The organism is Parahoeflea olei (assembly GCF_001703635.1).
GTDB classification, from domain to species: Bacteria; Pseudomonadota; Alphaproteobacteria; order Rhizobiales; family Rhizobiaceae; genus Hoeflea; species Hoeflea olei.
Genome location: NZ_LQZT01000001.1, coordinates 605,442 through 621,376, shown reverse-complemented (window position 1 = coordinate 621,376; position 15,935 = coordinate 605,442). Strand labels below are relative to the sequence as shown.

Annotated in this window: 15 protein-coding genes; 8 read left to right on the top strand and 7 right to left on the bottom strand. The window is 64.5% G+C overall.

What is annotated here, in order from left to right:
• Positions 1-78: 78 nt before the first annotated feature.
• The 3 genes from AWJ14_RS02860 to AWJ14_RS02850 form a co-directional block, all read right to left on the bottom strand.
• Entirely contained in the window at positions 79-810 is a 732-nt protein-coding gene (locus AWJ14_RS02860) for an IclR family transcriptional regulator (protein ID WP_066174641.1), read from the bottom strand.
• 485 nt (positions 811-1,295) lie between these two features.
• Positions 1,296-2,177 carry an NAD(P)-dependent oxidoreductase gene (locus tag AWJ14_RS02855; protein ID WP_066174635.1) on the bottom strand — a complete coding sequence of 294 codons (882 nt, stop codon included), beginning with the start codon at positions 2,175-2,177 and terminating at the stop codon, positions 1,296-1,298.
• A complete protein-coding gene (locus AWJ14_RS02850; RefSeq protein ID WP_245304105.1) occupies positions 2,174-3,265 on the bottom strand; it encodes an SMP-30/gluconolactonase/LRE family protein in 1,092 nt (363 codons plus the stop codon). Before AWJ14_RS02850 ends, AWJ14_RS02855 begins: the two co-directional genes overlap by 4 nt.
• Positions 3,266-3,329: 64 nt before the next feature.
• Between AWJ14_RS02850 and AWJ14_RS02845 the strand changes: the two genes are divergently transcribed.
• From AWJ14_RS02845 to AWJ14_RS02810, 8 genes are all read left to right on the top strand, one after another.
• A complete protein-coding gene (locus tag AWJ14_RS02845) occupies positions 3,330-3,707 on the top strand; it encodes a hypothetical protein (RefSeq protein WP_066174629.1) in 378 nt (125 codons plus the stop codon).
• Entirely contained in the window at positions 3,704-4,579 is an 876-nt protein-coding gene (locus AWJ14_RS02840; protein ID WP_066174627.1) for an alpha/beta fold hydrolase, read from the top strand. Before AWJ14_RS02845 ends, AWJ14_RS02840 begins: the two co-directional genes overlap by 4 nt.
• A 17-nt stretch (positions 4,580-4,596) precedes the next feature.
• On the top strand, positions 4,597-5,763 hold the full coding sequence (locus AWJ14_RS02835; RefSeq protein ID WP_139112503.1) for an ABC transporter substrate-binding protein: 1,167 nt from the start codon (positions 4,597-4,599) through the stop codon (positions 5,761-5,763).
• 61 nt (positions 5,764-5,824) lie between these two features.
• A complete protein-coding gene (locus AWJ14_RS02830; RefSeq protein ID WP_066174624.1) occupies positions 5,825-6,688 on the top strand; it encodes a branched-chain amino acid ABC transporter permease in 864 nt (287 codons plus the stop codon).
• An 8-nt stretch (positions 6,689-6,696) separates the two neighbouring features.
• Positions 6,697-7,659, top strand: a complete 963-nt coding sequence (locus tag AWJ14_RS02825) for a branched-chain amino acid ABC transporter permease (RefSeq protein WP_245304104.1) — start codon at positions 6,697-6,699, stop codon at positions 7,657-7,659.
• The gene (locus AWJ14_RS02820) at positions 7,656-8,429 is read left to right on the top strand and encodes an ABC transporter ATP-binding protein (protein ID WP_066174618.1); all 774 of its coding nucleotides are present in this window, start codon (positions 7,656-7,658) and stop codon (positions 8,427-8,429) included. The genes AWJ14_RS02825 and AWJ14_RS02820 overlap by 4 nt, the downstream gene beginning before the upstream one ends.
• On the top strand, positions 8,419-9,132 hold the full coding sequence (locus AWJ14_RS02815) for an ABC transporter ATP-binding protein (protein ID WP_066174615.1): 714 nt from the start codon (positions 8,419-8,421) through the stop codon (positions 9,130-9,132). Before AWJ14_RS02820 ends, AWJ14_RS02815 begins: the two co-directional genes overlap by 11 nt.
• 17 nt (positions 9,133-9,149) lie before the next feature.
• A complete protein-coding gene (locus tag AWJ14_RS02810; RefSeq protein WP_083219976.1) occupies positions 9,150-10,625 on the top strand; it encodes an aldehyde dehydrogenase in 1,476 nt (491 codons plus the stop codon).
• Between the two features lie 179 nt (positions 10,626-10,804).
• On the opposite strand, the gene AWJ14_RS02805 is transcribed toward AWJ14_RS02810, so the two are convergent.
• Genes AWJ14_RS02805 through phnD form a run of 4 tightly spaced genes read right to left on the bottom strand, consistent with a single transcriptional unit; the run spans position 10,805 to position 15,886 of the window.
• Positions 10,805-11,944 carry an ABC transporter substrate-binding protein gene (locus AWJ14_RS02805; RefSeq protein WP_066174609.1) on the bottom strand — a complete coding sequence of 380 codons (1,140 nt, stop codon included), beginning with the start codon at positions 11,942-11,944 and terminating at the stop codon, positions 10,805-10,807.
• Between the two features lie 35 nt (positions 11,945-11,979).
• Positions 11,980-13,080, bottom strand: a complete 1,101-nt coding sequence (locus AWJ14_RS02800) for an ABC transporter ATP-binding protein (protein ID WP_066174606.1) — start codon at positions 13,078-13,080, stop codon at positions 11,980-11,982.
• The gene (locus AWJ14_RS02795) at positions 13,080-14,918 is read right to left on the bottom strand and encodes an ABC transporter permease (RefSeq protein WP_066174603.1); all 1,839 of its coding nucleotides are present in this window, start codon (positions 14,916-14,918) and stop codon (positions 13,080-13,082) included. Before AWJ14_RS02795 ends, AWJ14_RS02800 begins: the two co-directional genes overlap by 1 nt.
• A gap of 38 nt (positions 14,919-14,956) precedes the next feature.
• A complete protein-coding gene (phnD, locus tag AWJ14_RS02790) occupies positions 14,957-15,886 on the bottom strand; it encodes a phosphate/phosphite/phosphonate ABC transporter substrate-binding protein (protein WP_066174600.1) in 930 nt (309 codons plus the stop codon).
• Positions 15,887-15,935: the final 49 nt, after the last annotated feature.

The following is a 15,935-nucleotide window of genomic DNA, read 5'->3' as shown; positions in this document are numbered from 1 at the left end:
AAGGAGCCGATGAAGCAATGATCGCCCGCCGGTGCCGCTCTGAGCGGCGCACCCGCCTGCCTGTCGGTCCGCCGGATTTCAGGCCGGGTAAGTGCCGCCGAGTTCCGCAGTGAGTTCGCGGGCGGTGACGGCAAGGTGGTTTCTCATGGCCAGAATGTTATCGGGCGTGAAACGTTCCTTGGGGCCGGAGAGCGAGAGTGCGCCCATCAGCTTGTCGCGTCGCGTAAAGACGGGGGCCGCGATGCCCGCACAGAACTTGTCGCGCTCGCCCAGGGACACCGCGAAACGCTCGCGTCTGATCTGCTCCATCTCCTCGCCGGCGGGTTGGTCCTCGCCAAACGCGAGCAGCACCTTTCCGGCCGCGCCGCGGCGGAGCGGCAGCCGGTCGCCGGCCTGGACACGGTCGAGCGTGGAATGGTTGGAGTCGAGGCGGAAGATGCAGACCCGTTCATCCGCATTCTGGCGGATATGGAAGGAGGGGCTTTCGGTGCCGGCATCGACAAGACGCTGCATCACCGGCAGGAACAAGTGCCGCAGCGGGTTGGTCCTCTCATAGGCCAGCCCAAGCTGCATGATGGTGGGGCCGAGGGCGTATTTCGAATCGTCGACACGAATGACATAGCCCGCATCCTGCAGCGACTGGAGCAGGCGCAGGATCGTGCTCTTGTAGAGGCCGGTGGTCCGGGAAATCTCCGACAGGTTGCGCGGAATGTTCGAGGCTTCGAGCGCGGCTATGATCGACAGCGCCCGGTCGACGGCGGCAACCCCGCGCTGGCCCTGGTCCACTTCCTCGCCGTCATCGATCGCCATTCAACCGCCTCGCTTCCAGAGCGCCCTGGGTCCATCTTGGCCGCACAAGGTGTGCTCTGTCTTTCTCAATCTGGAGCATCTTGTCTGCATCGGACGATTGCGCCCGCGTGCAGGATGCCTTTGGTCTATCCCCGGATCTCATATGTAGAGCATTTCCTGGTGTGATGGAATTATGCGGCCTCGCCGTTTTCAGTGTTGCATCAATCGTTTGTCTCGCGCGCGGCGAGCCGGCGCAAGATGGCGGCAAAGGCCGTGCACGAATTTTTCGTGGTCCCTGGTGACAAGAAATGCCGCAAGCGGGCCGGGACGAAAGGACCGAAGAAGGCTGGGGAGCGGGCTGTCTGCGAGGCGGTGCAGGACGAGCCCGCCCGGGCCGGCGCTCAAGCCGGTACCGCCGGCAATTCCCGGAAGCATGGGCCGCTTCCGCCAGGCATGCGGTGCCGCGGCACCGCCACCGGCTGCGTGGAATTGCCGCTGGTCCATCGTCAGGTCCGGTCCACGACGCGCGCCAGCGCCGGGAAATAGGCGTTCGCGAAGCCAGCCTCACGCGCCTTTTCCATGCGGGCCTTGGCAAGTTCGGCGCCCGGGGTCCGGTACCCGGTCAGGGCGGCGAGTTCCAGGGCATAGGACACGTCCTTGAGGGCGTAATCGGTCGGGAAGGCGCCTTCGGGGAAGCTGTCCGGCAGCATCGCCTTCATGCCGTGATTGCGCAGGGCGAAACTGTCGGCCGATCCCTTGGAAAGGGTGTCGAAAAGAAGCCCGGCATCCACGCCCGCGGCCTTTCCCAGCGCCAGCGCTTCGGAAAGGGCGACGACGGTTTCGAACAGCACCATGTTGTTGAGGATCTTGACCACCTGACCGCAGCCGATCGGTCCGCAATGGGTGATCTCGCTCGCCGCATGGGCGAGGATCGGCTGGATGCGCTCGAACACCTCGCGGCTGGCGCCCACCATGATCGACAGCGTACCATCCTCTGCCGCCTGTCTCGTGCGGGCGACGGGCGCATCGGCATAATTGATGCCCCTGGCTGCGAGTTCGTCGGCAAGCTCGCGGGTCAGGCCGACGGGGGCGGTGGTCATGTCGACCACCAGAAGGCCCTCGCGCCCGGTCTCGAGAATGCCGCCGGGGCCGCGCACCACGGCTTCGAGCTGCTTTCCGCCCGGAAGCGAGAGAAACAGGATATCGACTTCGGCGGCAAGTTCGGCGAGCGTCCTGGCCGCATGTGCGCCAAGGGTCTCCAGGCGCTGGACGGGGTCCGGCTTGAGGTCGAACACCTTCAAGGCGGCGCCGGATTTGGTGAGGATATTGCGGCAGATGGGCTCGCCCATCACGCCGAGGCCGGCGAAGCCGATCGTCGGGGATGTCATTGATGGTCTCCAAGAACCGTTGAAATCGGGAAGGTCAGGATTGCGTCGCCACACAGGGAGCCGACATAGGCGGTGCTTTCGTCGGACGAAAAGTCGATGCTCGCCATGTTGCAGAGCCGGCTGGTGCCGGTGTCATAGAAATGTTCCCGGCCCATCTGGCCTTCGGCGAGCGCGGTTTCGACACGATCCACCAGGGCCGCGTCGCAGTCTTCGAGAACGAGGGTGCGGCTTCCATCGGGCGCGATGCGCCAGATGCGGTTGGAAACGATGCAGGTGACCCAAAGATGCCCCTGGCTGTCGAAGCGGATCCCGTCGGGAAAATCGCCCCGGCCGAACTGGGCCAGCGTCCGCCGATTCTTCAATTCTCCACCCACCAGGTCGAAATGCGTGATGCGGCGGGAAAAGGTTTCGCTGATGACCAGGCCCGTTCCATCCGGGGTCAGCCGGCATTCATTGGAAAAGCAGATGTCGTCCGCAAGAATCCGGGCGCCGCTCTGGTCCATCAGCACGATCAGGCCGTCGGCCACCTTGTCGCTATAGGCGTCGAACCGCGGTTGGCGGATGGTGCTGACCGTGATCCAGGTCCGGTCCTGCGCGTCCGTCATGATGAAATTGGCGGCGGCCAGCGCGATTCCGTCGGCTTCCATCAGGTGCGGCGACAGCGTGCCCTCAGGAGAGAGATGCCAGATTCCGCCGCCCTCGCCGATATTGGAGAGAAGAAAGCTTCCATCGGCGAGTGGCGCAATTCCGTTGGGCACCAGTTCGTGTGAGTTGGCGATGGCGGGGTCGGGGCCGATGGTGGTCACGTCTCCGTTCGGCAGGATGCGGCTCACGCCGCGTCCGCGATGCGACGCCGCGAGCGAGCCGTCACTGAAAAAGTGAACCGATTCAGGGCGTTCGAGGTTCTTGCCGATTTTTGAGACTTGCTCGATCCGGACCAGCGGAGTGTGTGCGTGTGGGGTCAAATCTTGGTCCTCCTGTTTCGATAAATAGACCCATAATTCTGCTAGGCGCAACAAAATTTTTTGTCTAATGTCGCGGCCTGATGGCGCTGCGCTGGTGTGGGACGCGAAAAAAGTGTTTGCCAACCGGAAAAGGCTCTGCTTATAAACAGACCAATTGTTCTGCTGTGCACACCAATGGGAGGAGCGAATGGCGGAGAACGTGATGCGGTTGCTCGACCGCATTCCGGCGGTATACGCCGCCAATGATAGCTTGATGCGCCGTGCCAGGCGCGCCCGGCTGACCTTTCTTCTCGAGGCGGACCAGGTGGGGCGGCTCGTCACGCTCGACTGCGGGCGACTTGCGATCCGGGCTGTATCCGGGCCGATGGATGGCTGGGATTTTGCGCTGCGCGCAAAGAGCGAGGCCTGGATGGATCACTGGAAAGAGATGCCATCGCCCGACGCGAGCGACATTCTCGGCATGGCCCGCTATGGGCGGATGCGCATTGAAGGCAATTTTCTTCCGCTGATGCAGCATCTGCAGATCGTCAAGGACATCGTGGCGTTGCCGAGGTGCGCAGCATGAGCGCGAAATTCGATCCCATCATCGGCCGGTATCTCAGGATGGACATCGGCGGCCGCCCGCATCGGCTGTATGTCGAGGAGGCGGGGCAGGGCATTCCGCTCCTGTGTCTTCATACCGCCGGCGCCGATGCCAGGCAGTATCGCAACCTCCTGCTCGACGAAGAGGTCACGAGCCGGTTCAGGGTGATCGCGTTCGACATGCCCTGGCATGGCAAGTCCAGTCCGCCGGAAGGTTGGCAGGATGAGGAATACAGGCTTTCGACCGCCGATTATGTCGGGCTGATCCTCGCGGTTTGCGATGAACTCGCGCTCGAGCGCCCCGTGGTGCTCGGCTGCTCCATCGGCGGCCGCATCGTTCTGCAGCTTGCCGCCGATCACGCCGAGCGTTTCGGCGGTCTGATCGGTGCCCAGGGAGCCGCGTGGCAGGCCCCCTGGTACGATACCGACTGGCTGCATCGCCCGGAAGTCCATGGCGGCGAGGTCTGTGCTGCGCTCATCTCCGGGCTGGTTGCTCCGGGCGGGCCCGAAGCCGACCGCCACGAGACGCTCTGGCATTACATGCAGGGCGGGCCCGGCATCTTCAAGGGCGACCTCTGGTTCTACCGTGTCGACGGAGACTTGCGGCCGATCCTGCCGCGGATCGACACGCGCAAGTGCCCTCTGTGGCTGATGGCGGGCGAGTACGATTTCTCCTGCCGTCCGGAAGACATGCTCGCGACCGCCGAGCAGATCCCGGGGTGTGGCGCCATCGTCATGGAGCGACTGGGCCATTTCCCGATGAGCGAAAATTACGGGCTTTTCGCCCGCTATCTCCATCCGGTTCTGCAGGAGCTTGCCGACCGGGCGACTGAGACGAATCCGTCGATCAACTGAAACAGGGAGGAATTGACATGAGACTGAACAAACTGCTCGTCGCGACGACGGCGCTGGCACTGCTTGCCGGTGCGGCCAATGCGGAGGAAACGCTGAAGATCGGCGCCTTGGTGACGCTGTCGGGCGCCGGCTCGAGCTGGGGGCAGGGCATGCTGCGCGCTGCCGAACTCGCCGCCGAGGACGTCAACAAGGATGGCGGCCTCAAGGTCGGCGACACCTCCTACAAGGTCCAGGTCATCCCCTATGATGACAGCTACAAGGCCAATGAAGCCGTGACCGCCGCCAACCGCCTCGTTTTCGAAGACAAGGTCAAATACATCATCGGCACTGTCGGCTCGGCACCGATCCTGGCGATCCAGCCGATCACGGAAGAAAACAAGGTCATCACCATGACGCTTGGCTTCACCGCCGAGGCACTGTCCGCGGAGAAGCCCTATACCTTCCGGCCCAATCCCACCACGGCCGAGGTCGCTCAGCCGCAGATCGACTGGATTGTCGCCAACAAGGGCATCAAGACGGTCGGCGCCCTGTTCCCGAAGGACGAGACCGGTCAGGCAATCGCCAAGGATGTCGGCCAGGCCTATGCGAATGCCGGCGCGGAACTGTCGGCCGTCGAGTTCTTCGAGCGCGATCGCGTCGATTTCATTCCGCTCCTGACCCGCATCGTCGCCCAGGGCGTGGATGCCATCGAACTGGATGGCAACTCCCCGGTCACCGCCGGCCAGATCGTCCAGCAGGCGCGCGACATCGGCTTCGAAGGCGTGATCATCCGCACCGGCGGCCCCGCCACGCAGGACATCGTCAACGTGGCCGGCAAGGAGGCGACCGAAGGCATGTTCGTGCATTCGGCCTACGATCCGGGTGTGGAAACCGCCGCGGCCTATGAGAAGCGTTACACAGAGACCTACAAGGATCAGATGAACGGCTTCTCGCCCTTCTTCTATGACGGCACGAAAATGCTGTTCAAGGCGATGCAGGATGCCGGCACCGTCGAGGACACGGACGCGGTCAAGACCGCGCTCGAAAACCTCAAGGACTATGACGGCGTCCTCGGCACGCTGAACTGGACCGGTGCGGAGCGCTACGGCATCGCCCACCAGCTCGACTCCCCCTTCTACATCGCGCGCGTCGAAGACGGCTCTGAAGTCATCGTCGCCAAATGCACCTCCCAAGGCTGCGAGTAAGCCGCAGTGCCGCGCGCGGGATTGTCCCGCGCGCGGCTTCTCCCATTGAAAGGTCCGGTCCGTGAGTTTTCTGATCGCTCAGTCGATCATCAATGGAGTGATACTCGGTACGCTCTATCTGATGATGGCAATAGGTTTCACTCTCGCATTCGGCGTGATGCGAATTGTCAACTTCGCCCATGGCGAATTCTACATGATCGGGGCCTTTCTCACCCTCATCGGTGTCAAGTGGCTCGGTCTGCCGTTTCCTGCCGCTCTGGTCGTCACCGTGGTGATGGCCATCCTGCTCGGTGGCCTGGTCGAGCGCTTCGTGTTCCGGCCGTTCCGCGCGGATGAACTGTCGGGGATGATCGCCTCGCTCGGGCTGGCAATGATCCTCCAGCACATGGCGCTGATCATTTTCGGACCGGATCCGCAGTCCTTTCCGTCTCTCGTGTCCGGCGTCTACCGGCTGGGCGACCTGATCGTCCCCAAGTCGCGTGCGCTCACGCTCGGCGCCGGCGTCGTCATCCTGCTCGCCTTCTACGGGTTCCTCATGCATACGCGGATGGGCCGGGCCCTGCGTGCGCTGGTTCAGGACCAGGAAGTCGCCTCGATCTACGGCGTCCGCCTCGAAATCATGTATCCGCTCGGCCTCGGGCTCGGCGTGGCGCTCGCGGCCGTGGCCGGCGGGCTGATGGCGCCGCTGTTCGGCGTCTCTCCCTTCATCGGCGGCACGCCGCTGCTCAAGGCCTTCATCGTGGTCATCCTCGGCGGGCTCGGATCCATCCCCGGTGCGGCGCTGGCGGCGATTCTGCTCGGCCTGATCGAAAGCCTGACGAGCTCCTTCGTCAGCGCCTCTGCAGCCGACATCGTCACCTTCGCCCTGGTGGTCGTGGTTCTGCTGGTCCGTCCTTCGGGCCTGATGGGGAGGGCGGAAGCATGAGTGCTGCCGTGTCGAAAAAAACTGTGCCGACGGTTGGCGCAAGCACGTTCGTCTATCTGGTGATTGCCGCGCTCATCGCGTCGGTGCCCTGGTTCACCGGCAATGTGTTCTATTTCCATGTCGGCATCATGGTGTGCCTCGCGGCCATGGCGACGAGCGGGCTGGCGGTGATCGCCTGGGTCGGACAGCTTTCGCTCGCCCATGCCGCATTCGTCGGACTGGGCGCCTATACCTCCGTGCTGCTGGTCACCCGACTGGGCCTGCCGTTTGTCGTCGGTCTGCCGGCTGGCGCGCTCGTTGCCGGCGCCGTGGCCTATCTCATCGGCAAGCCTCTGCTTCGCCTGCGCGGGGTCTATTTCGTGCTGATCACCTTTGCGCTCAACGAGCTGTTTCGCCTGGTCATGCTTGAGTTCCCCGGCGTGTCGGGCGGCTCGAGCGGCATCGCCGGCGTGCCGAAGATCGAGCTGTTCGGCCTTGTGCTTGCCGAGCAGTCGCAGGTCTATGTCTTCACCCTTGCCTGTCTCGTGGCCGTGACTGCGCTTCTCTACCTCATCCGCAACGGGCAATTGGGCCGTCGTTTCGCGGCGGTGGAGGAAAATCCGGCGCTTGCGGAATCCTCGGGAACGCCGACGGCGCGGACGCAAAACCTCGCCTTCGTGATCGGCAGTTCGATCGCCGGCTTCACCGGTGCGATCATGGCGCACTATATCGGCTTCATTTCGCCTGAGACCTTCGGCTTCCAGCTGTCCGTCTCCTACGTGATCATTCTCGTGACCGGTGGCCGCCTGGCCCTCTGGGGGCCGCTCGTCGGAGCAATCTTCCTCACGCCCCTGCCGGAATTCCTGCGCGGCGCGCTCGAATACCAGCACATCATCTACGGCGTGATCCTGATCGCGGTGCTCCGGTTCCTGCCGCAGGGACTGGCCGGCCTGTCGGGACAGCTCACCCGGTTGAAGGGAGACCGCTCATGAACAGCATTCTCAACGTCGAGGGACTGAGCAAGAGGTTCGGTGGACTCGCGGCCCTCTCCGACGTCAGTTTCGAGGTCGAGCGCGGCCATATCAGCGGCATCATCGGGCCGAATGGAGCGGGCAAGACGACCTGTTTCAACCTGATAACCGGAACCCTTTCGGCGACATCCGGAAAGGTGGTTTTCGATGGACGCGAAATCACCGGCCTGCCGCCGCACCAGGTGGTGGAGCGGGGGCTGGCGCGCACCTTCCAGGCGGCCACGACCTTCCCGAAGGCGACGGTGCGGGAAAACATCCTGCGCGGGGCGCTGCTGCGCCATCCTTTGGGGCTCGGCTCGTCGCTGTTCGGCGGAGCGGCCGCGCGCGAAGCCGAGGCGGCTGGTCATGCCTCCGTCGAGGAGGTCATGCGTGCCGTCGGCCTGACCGAGCATGCCGACCAGATCGCGGGCACGCTCGCCTACGGCCACCAAAAGCGGCTGGGGGTCGCGATCGGCCTTGCCACCCGGCCGTCGCTCTTGTTGCTCGATGAGCCGGCAGCGGGCCTCAATCCCGAGGAAGTCGACCGCTTCGGCGCGATCCTGCAGGACCTCAAGCGCGACTTCAACCTCACCATCCTCATCGTCGAGCATCACATGCGCCTGATCATGAAGCTGTGTGACCACATCGTGGTGCTGGATCACGGCGAGAAGATCGCCGACGGCCAGCCCGAGGATGTGCGCAACGATCAGAAGGTCATCGAGGCCTATCTTGGAGCCGAACATGTCGAATGATCTCTCCATCCGGAACCTGACGGTCAATTACGGACCGGTCCGGGCTCTTCACGATGTCAGTTTCGATGTTCCGGAAGGCCGGATCGCGGCGCTGGTGGGCTCCAACGGCGCCGGCAAGAGCACCGTTCTCAAGGCGATCTGCGGAATGGTCGATCCCGTTTCCGGCACCATCCAGGTTGGCGGCGAAACGGTTCCCTCCAAGCCCGGTGCGGCGCTTCGTCGTGGCGTTGCCCTGTCTCCCGAAGGGCGCCGGCTGTTTCCGGCGCTTTCGGTGGAGGAGAACCTGTTCATGGGGGCCTACACCGTTTCCAACCGCAAGGCCCGGGATGAGATGCTCGAGCGGGTCTACGGTTATTTCCCGCGGCTCAAGGAGCGCAAGCGGCAGGCGGCCGGATCGCTCTCGGGCGGGGAACAGCAGATGTGCGCGATCGGACGGGCGCTGATGGCGCAGCCGCGTGTGCTGCTGCTGGACGAGCCTTCCCTCGGGATCGCGCCGATCATCGTCGCCGAACTTGGCCGCATCATCGCGCAGATTTCGCAGAGTCTTGGAATGACGGTTCTGCTCGTCGAGCAGAACGCGCAGATGGCGCTCTCGCTCGCCAGTACGGGAATCGTGCTTGAGACAGGACGCGTGACCCTGACCGGCAGCGGCCAGGACCTTTTGGCGAGCCCGGATATCCGGGCAGCCTATCTCGGGCTTTGAACAAGGATATTTCGACCATGCCGCTATTTGATACTCCAGTTGCCATGCCGCTGCCCGATGGCATCGAAGACCTGCTGATCGCAGGGCGTGCCACGCCGGGTGACGGACCGGTGATGGACGTGATCAATCCTGCCAACGGCCAGCGCATCGGACGGGTCGGCACCTCGACGCCCGCCCAGGTCGCGCAGGCCATTGCGCTGGCGCGAGAAGCCCAGCGCAAGTCCGGCTGGGCGGCCCAGCCGCCGCATCTGCGGGCGCGCGTGCTTTATCGCGCGGCCGACGAGGTGGAGCGCCAGGCCGACCATCTCGCCGAACTGCAGATGAACGAGAACGGCAAGACCCGCGCCGAGAGCCGGGCGCAGGCGTTGGCCGCAGCCGGGATCTTTCGCTATTACGCGGCGGTCTGCGAGTGCAGCGAGGATGCGCTGCCGCCCGCGCGCGGCGACTATTTCACCATGACCGTGCACGAACCCGTCGGCGTGGTCGCGGCACTCACGCCCTGGAACTCGCCCCTGACCATGGGCGCGCAGAAGCTTGCGCCGGCGCTTGCCGCCGGCAATGCCGTCGTGCTCAAGGCCGCGGAGACGACGTCCTTCGTCACGCTGGCGCTGGGGCAGTGCATGGTCGCCGCGGGGGTCCCCGACGGTCTCGTCTCCATTGTCACAGGCGGCGTGGAAACGGCGAAGGCCCTGGTCGAAAACGACCTGATCGGACTGATCAGCTTTACCGGTGGAACTTCGACCGGGCAGACAATCGCGCGCGGGGCGGCCAACCGGCTCGTGCCGATGATCCTCGAGCTTGGCGGCAAGTCTCCGCATATCGTCTTTGCCGACGCCGATCTGAAGGAAGCGGCCAAGACGGTTGCCAGCGGCATCTTCGGAGGCACGGGGCAATCCTGCGTCGCGGGGTCACGGCTGTTCGTGGAACAGCGCGTCGCCGACGAGTTCCGGGAGCTTCTGGTCCAGGAGGCCCAGGCCTTGCGGCTCGGTCCGCCGACCGATCCCGACAGCAATCTCGGGCCGCTGGCATCCTTCGCGCACCGGGATCGGGTCGAAAGTTTCGTCCGCAAGGGCCTTGAGGCCGGCGGCGAAGCGATCCTCGGCGGCCGGCGCCCGGAAGGCGACGTCTACGCCGACGGCGCCTATTACCTGCCGACGATCATCGGCGGGATCGACAACAGGTCGGAGATTGCCCAGGAGGAGATCTTCGGGCCCGTGCTGTGTTTCATGACCTTCGAGGATGAAGACGATCTGGTCGCGGCGGCCAACGACAGCGTCTATGGTCTGGCCGCGGGCCTGTGGACCAGCGATTACCGCAAAGCCTGGCGGGTGGGGCGCGCGCTCGAAGCCGGCACGGTCTGGATCAATACCTACAAGCAGCTCTCGATCGCAGCCCCCTTCGGCGGCTTCAAGCTCTCGGGCCTCGGCCGCGAGAAGGGCCTCCAGGGCATGCGTGCCTACCAGCAGGCCAAGAGCCTGTACTGGGCGGTGTGAAGACCGGCAGGGTCGGGGGCGGGGTTCCGGGTCGCGGGATCCCGTCGCGTTGGCAGGTCAGGCTCCGGCATTCGGAGATCCGTCGGGTGGCTCGGGGACCGGTCGCTGGTGTGTCGTGATGACCTGACGGCGCGGCCGACAGGAGATGCCCCACGCATCGCTACGTGGGGCGGTTTCGCTTACCGCGAGTTCGTCAGCCAGAAGTCCTGCCAATCCTGCAGTTTGGCAAAGTCGCTGTCGGTCGTCTCGGAGTGGTTCACATAGAGCCGGTCGACATAGTTGGCGATGCCGGAGGCTTCGTCGTCGGGCATCTTCGCGTCGATATTGGTCGAGATCTTGCCGTCATGAAGCTGCGGCGCCATGCCTTCTTCCGTCATGATGAAACGGGCGAAGAGCTTGGCGGTGTTGGGGCTTTTGGTGCCGCTGGCGATGACCGCAACCCGCGGCGTCAGCTGGCCGACCCACGGTTTCATCTCCTTGCAGATGCCCATGCCATAGCCGTTCTTCTTCGCATCGCGGAAGATCGCCGCGCTGAGGAAGCCGATCGGGGGCTGCTCTTCCTTGGCGCCGACGATCGGGCCGACATCGCTGTCGCTTTTGGTGACCTTCGGCTTGTTCTGGGCAAGGCGCTTGACCCATTCGGCCGTCGCGCTTGCCTCGTCGGTTTCAAGTTCCTCGCCGAACTGGGCCTTGTAGGCTTCGCGCATGGCCTGGTCGCCATGCTCCGCGAGCTGGTTGAACCAGAACATGGTCTCGTTGCGCAGCAGGGGATCGGGCATGGCGACGCGCCCCTTCCACGCGTCCGTGGTCAGTGCCCAGAGATTGTCGACCGGGCAGGTCTCGCCGTTGACGTCGGTGTTGTAGGCGAACACCCAGGGATTGTTGCTGGTGATCGCCGGGTTCTGGTATTCGGCGGGAATCTTGTCCTTGAGGTCCGGCGCCAGCCAGGAAATGCCGAAGCCCTGCGGCAGGATCTGGCTGGTCACGGAGGGCAGGTTGCTCATGTTGAAGACGTCGGTGCGCACATTGCCGGCTGCGGCTTCGCGGGCGATCACCTGTTCCTGGTCCTGGCCGCTCATCTTCACGCCGGTTGCCTGAAGGCCGTATTTCTTCGAGAAGTTCTCGGCCATCGCAACGATCTTGCCGGTGGCGTCGATGACGGTGATCGGGTCTTCCTTCTTGGCAGCCTCGATGAGGGCTTCCAGCGAGTATTCGCTGTCAGGAATCCCGATTTCCTTGGCTTCCTGCGCCGTAGCGCTTGCCAGGCCGATGGTGAGAGCGGACACGCTCGTCAGAATGCAGATCGATAGTCTAGGCATTGAGGTCCTCCGTTGCCTTTGGTTGCACATCCCCGTCACAGGGTGATGCGTTTCTTGTCCCGGTCGAAAAGATGCAGGTGATGCCTTTCGACCCAGAAATGCGTTTGCTCGCCCGTGGTCACCTGCGGATGCTCTGTGGCGATGGCGAAGACGCGATGGCCTGCGACGTCGAGTTCGACGATCCAGCTTCCACCCGTGGGGACGATGTCGACGATCACGCCTTGGCCGGCCGCGTGCCGGGTGACCTCCTCGTCGGAAAGACTGCCGAACCTGAGCGCTTCCGGCCGGATACCGGCGGAAGCGACGCGAGCCCCGTCGACGGCGAACAGCGTCAAGCAGCGGTCGATCCACGCATGCAGGGCGTCGCTCCGGCCATCGTCGCGCTCGACGATGTTGATCGGCAGGTTGCCGACGAATTCGGCGACGAAGCGGTTGGCGGGGCGCTCGTAGATGTCATCGGGCGTGCCGACCTGCTGCAACTCTCCTTCGCTCATCACGGCGATGGTGGTGGCGAGGGTCATCGCCTCCCACTGGTCGTGGGTGACGAAGACGATGGTGGAGCCCGCCTCGGCGTGAATGCGCTTGAGCTCGGTGCGCATCTCCAGCCTCAGCTTGGCGTCGAGGTTGGAGAGCGGCTCGTCGAGCAGGATGACGGACGGCTGCAGCGCGAGCATGCGCGCGAGCGCCACGCGCTGCTGCTGGCCGCCGGACAGCTGTCCCGGGTAGCGATCCGCATAGCGGGCAATTCCGAGCGTCGTCATCACCTGATCGACGGTGGCGTCGCGCTCGGCGGCGGGCATCTTGCGCAGTGTCAGGCCGAAGGCGACATTGTCGCGGATGGTCATGTGCGGCCAGAGCGCATAGTTCTGGAAGACCAGGCCCATGTTGCGCTTCTCCGGCACGGTGAAGAGACCGTCCGCGACCGAAACGATCGGCTTGCCGTCGACCAGGATGCGGCCGTCCGTCGGATGCTCGAGGCCGGCGATCATGCGCAGCGTCGTGGTCTTGCCGCAGCCGGACGGGCCGAGCAGGCAGAGGAATTCGGAGGAGCCGATTTCCATGCTCAGATCGGCGATGGCGGGGGGCGCGTTGCGGCCGTAAGTCTTGCGGATGTTTTCCAATACGATGCTGGACATTATTTGCTTCCCATACCGTCAGAGAGGTTGGCCTTGCCGATCTTCTGGACCAGCATGGTGCCGGCAAAGGCGACGACGCAGAGCATCACCACCACGGCATTGGCAGCCTGGCTGTAGCCGTAATCGACAAGGCGGATTGCGTAGGTGGTCAGGAGATCCGTGCCCGGCACGGCAAGCACCACGACGAGGCTCAAGCCCTTGATGCCGGAGATGAAGGGCAGCAGGATCGCCGAGACAAGCGCGCCGCGCTGGATCGGCAGCACGATGGAGCGCATGCGGCGGAACCAGCCGGCTCCGACGATCTGCCCGGCTTCCTCCGGTTCGCGGCCGAGCTGCATCATCGAGGAGATGCCGGCGCGCGATGCGAAGGGCATCTGGTCTGCAAGGATTGCCAGCACCAGGATGATCGGCGTGCCGTAAAGGGCCGGCAGCGGCGGCCGGGGCACGGCGAACATGGAGAGATAGGCGGCGGCGAAGGCGATCCCGGGAACCAGATAGGGCAGGAACGTGATCTGCCGCAGCGCCACCGACACGAAGCGCACCGGCGAGCGAACCACGGCATAGCCGACCAGCAGGCCGAGCATGCCCGCACCGGTGGCGGCCAGACCCACCATCCAGACGCTGTTCCACAGCGCCAGCCAGAATTCGCCGGTCAGGAGAATCCCCTGGTGCAGCGCGGTGGTGCCGAGATCGGTGCCGATCCAGTAGTCGAGGGTGAAGTTGTCGAGGCTGAACGAACCGGGGACATGCATCACCGTGGTGAGCAACAGCGCCGCAAGCGGTATGCCCGCACTGACCAGAAACACCGCAAACGCCCAGGCGACCGCCGGCAACTGCCATTTTCCGAGCGGCGCCTCGCGCGCAATCGCGCCCTTTGCGCCAATGGTCACGAAGCGCCGGGCTTCCTTGAGCAGGCGCATGTCGATGATGATCGACAGGCTGCCCAGAAGCACGATGGCGCCGGCAAGCACGGCCGATGCACCGGCCTGGCTTGTCGAGATCGCGCGGAACAGCGATGTGGCCAGCACATCGAAGCCGACCGGCACGCCGAGCACATAGGCCACGCCGAAATCGCCCAGGCATTTGGCGAAGATGAGCGTGGCGGCGGACACCAGCGACGGCATCATCAGCGGCAGGATGATCCGGCGCGCAACGGTGAGCGGGCTGGCGCCGAGGCTGCGGGCGGAATCTTCGAGCTGCGTGTCGAACTGCTTCAGCGCATTGCCGAACAGCAGGATGACGAAGGGCGCATAGTGAAGCGCGAGGATGAGCGCGATCGGCAGCGCCCCGTAGGCCAGCCAGTCCGGCGGCGTGAAGCCCAGGGTCTCCATCCAGCCCGGCAGGCCGCCGATCGTGCGGTTCTTGAAGAGCGTCAGCCAGGCGAGCGCAAAGGTCCAGGAGGGCAGCATGTAGGGGACCAGCAGGGCCGTGGAAAACCACTTCTTGCCCATCAGGTCCGTGCGGCTCAGCAGCCAGCCGATCGGGGCGCCGACCAGGAATGCGAGCAAGATCGCGCCGGCGCTGATGATCGCCGTGTGGGCGAGCGGCCACCAGAACAGATCGCGCGATATCGGCGAGAGCAGCACCCGGTTGAGATAATAGAAGGTCAGGTCACCGAGATCCTGCCGGGTTCGCGCCGTATCGGCGAAATGCACCGTGACCGCATCGACCAGCAGGAGCACGACGGGCGCGAAGATGAGATAGCCGAAGACGATCAGCAGCGCCAAGGCCAGCAGGAGGGTCGGATCGGCGCTCTTGACGCGGACGAGATAGGACAGCCTTTTCCAGGCCGAGAGAGGATGCGCGCGCTCCTCCGGCAAAACGGTTTGCTGGGTCATGGGCTCACTTCTGGTTGGGAATGGTTTTTCTTCTGGCTTCAATCCGGCAAGGCGCCGACGGCATCGGTCACTTCGCGCACCGTTCGCCACGCCTCTTCATAGCGGACCGGCAGGAACTGTTCGTCGCCGTTGAAGGCGGCCGACATGTCGGGTGGAAACCGGAACGCAAAGAAGCAGGCCTTCAGCTTCTCCGTGAGCGCGGGATCGAGATCATGGGCGTGGACGAAGGCTGCCGTCGGAAACAGCGGGCTTTCATAGAGGACGCGGATGGCCGAGCGATCGACCGTGCCGCGCTCCACCAGCCGCTCGAGAACGTCGGAGGCCACCGCCGCCATGTCGTAATCGCCCGACAGCACGCCCATGACCGACTTGTCGTGGGCGCCCGACATGATCGGCCGATAGTCCTCGTCCGGAACAAGGCCTTCCGCCGGGAACAGGGCACGGGCGGCGAGGTTGCCGGAATTGGAGGCGGCGGAAACATGGGCCACCCGCTTGCCCTTCAGGTCCGCGAGCGTCTGGTAGGGCGAATCCGCGCGCACGATCGCGACCAGGTGATAGCCCCGCACTTCGCCGTTCTGGCCTTTCGCCGCGAAGGGCACCGCGCCGGCCTTGTTGACGGCTTCCACCGTGGGGCCGGTGGAAAACCCTGCGAAATGCAGGCGGCCGGCGCGCATGGCGGCGATTTCGGCGGAAACGGACTGAACCGGGTAATAGACGATCTGGCGGTCGAGGCAGGCCGACAGATGGCGAGTGAACGGGCGGAACAGCTGGGCATAGACGGCCGGGTCCTCGATCGGCGCGAAGGCCCAGACCAGCGTGTCGGGGTCACGCAGTTTCGAGCTGTCGGCGGGGAGGTCGGCGACGAGATCGCCATCGGCGTCGCAATAGGCCTGCTCCAGGGCAGCACGCTGCTCGCACGCCCCGGCATGGGCCGTGGCGCCGCCTCCCGACATGAGGACAACCAGCATTCCAAACGCTGCAAACCTGCAGGTGTTTGTCATTTTCTCCTCCCAGACG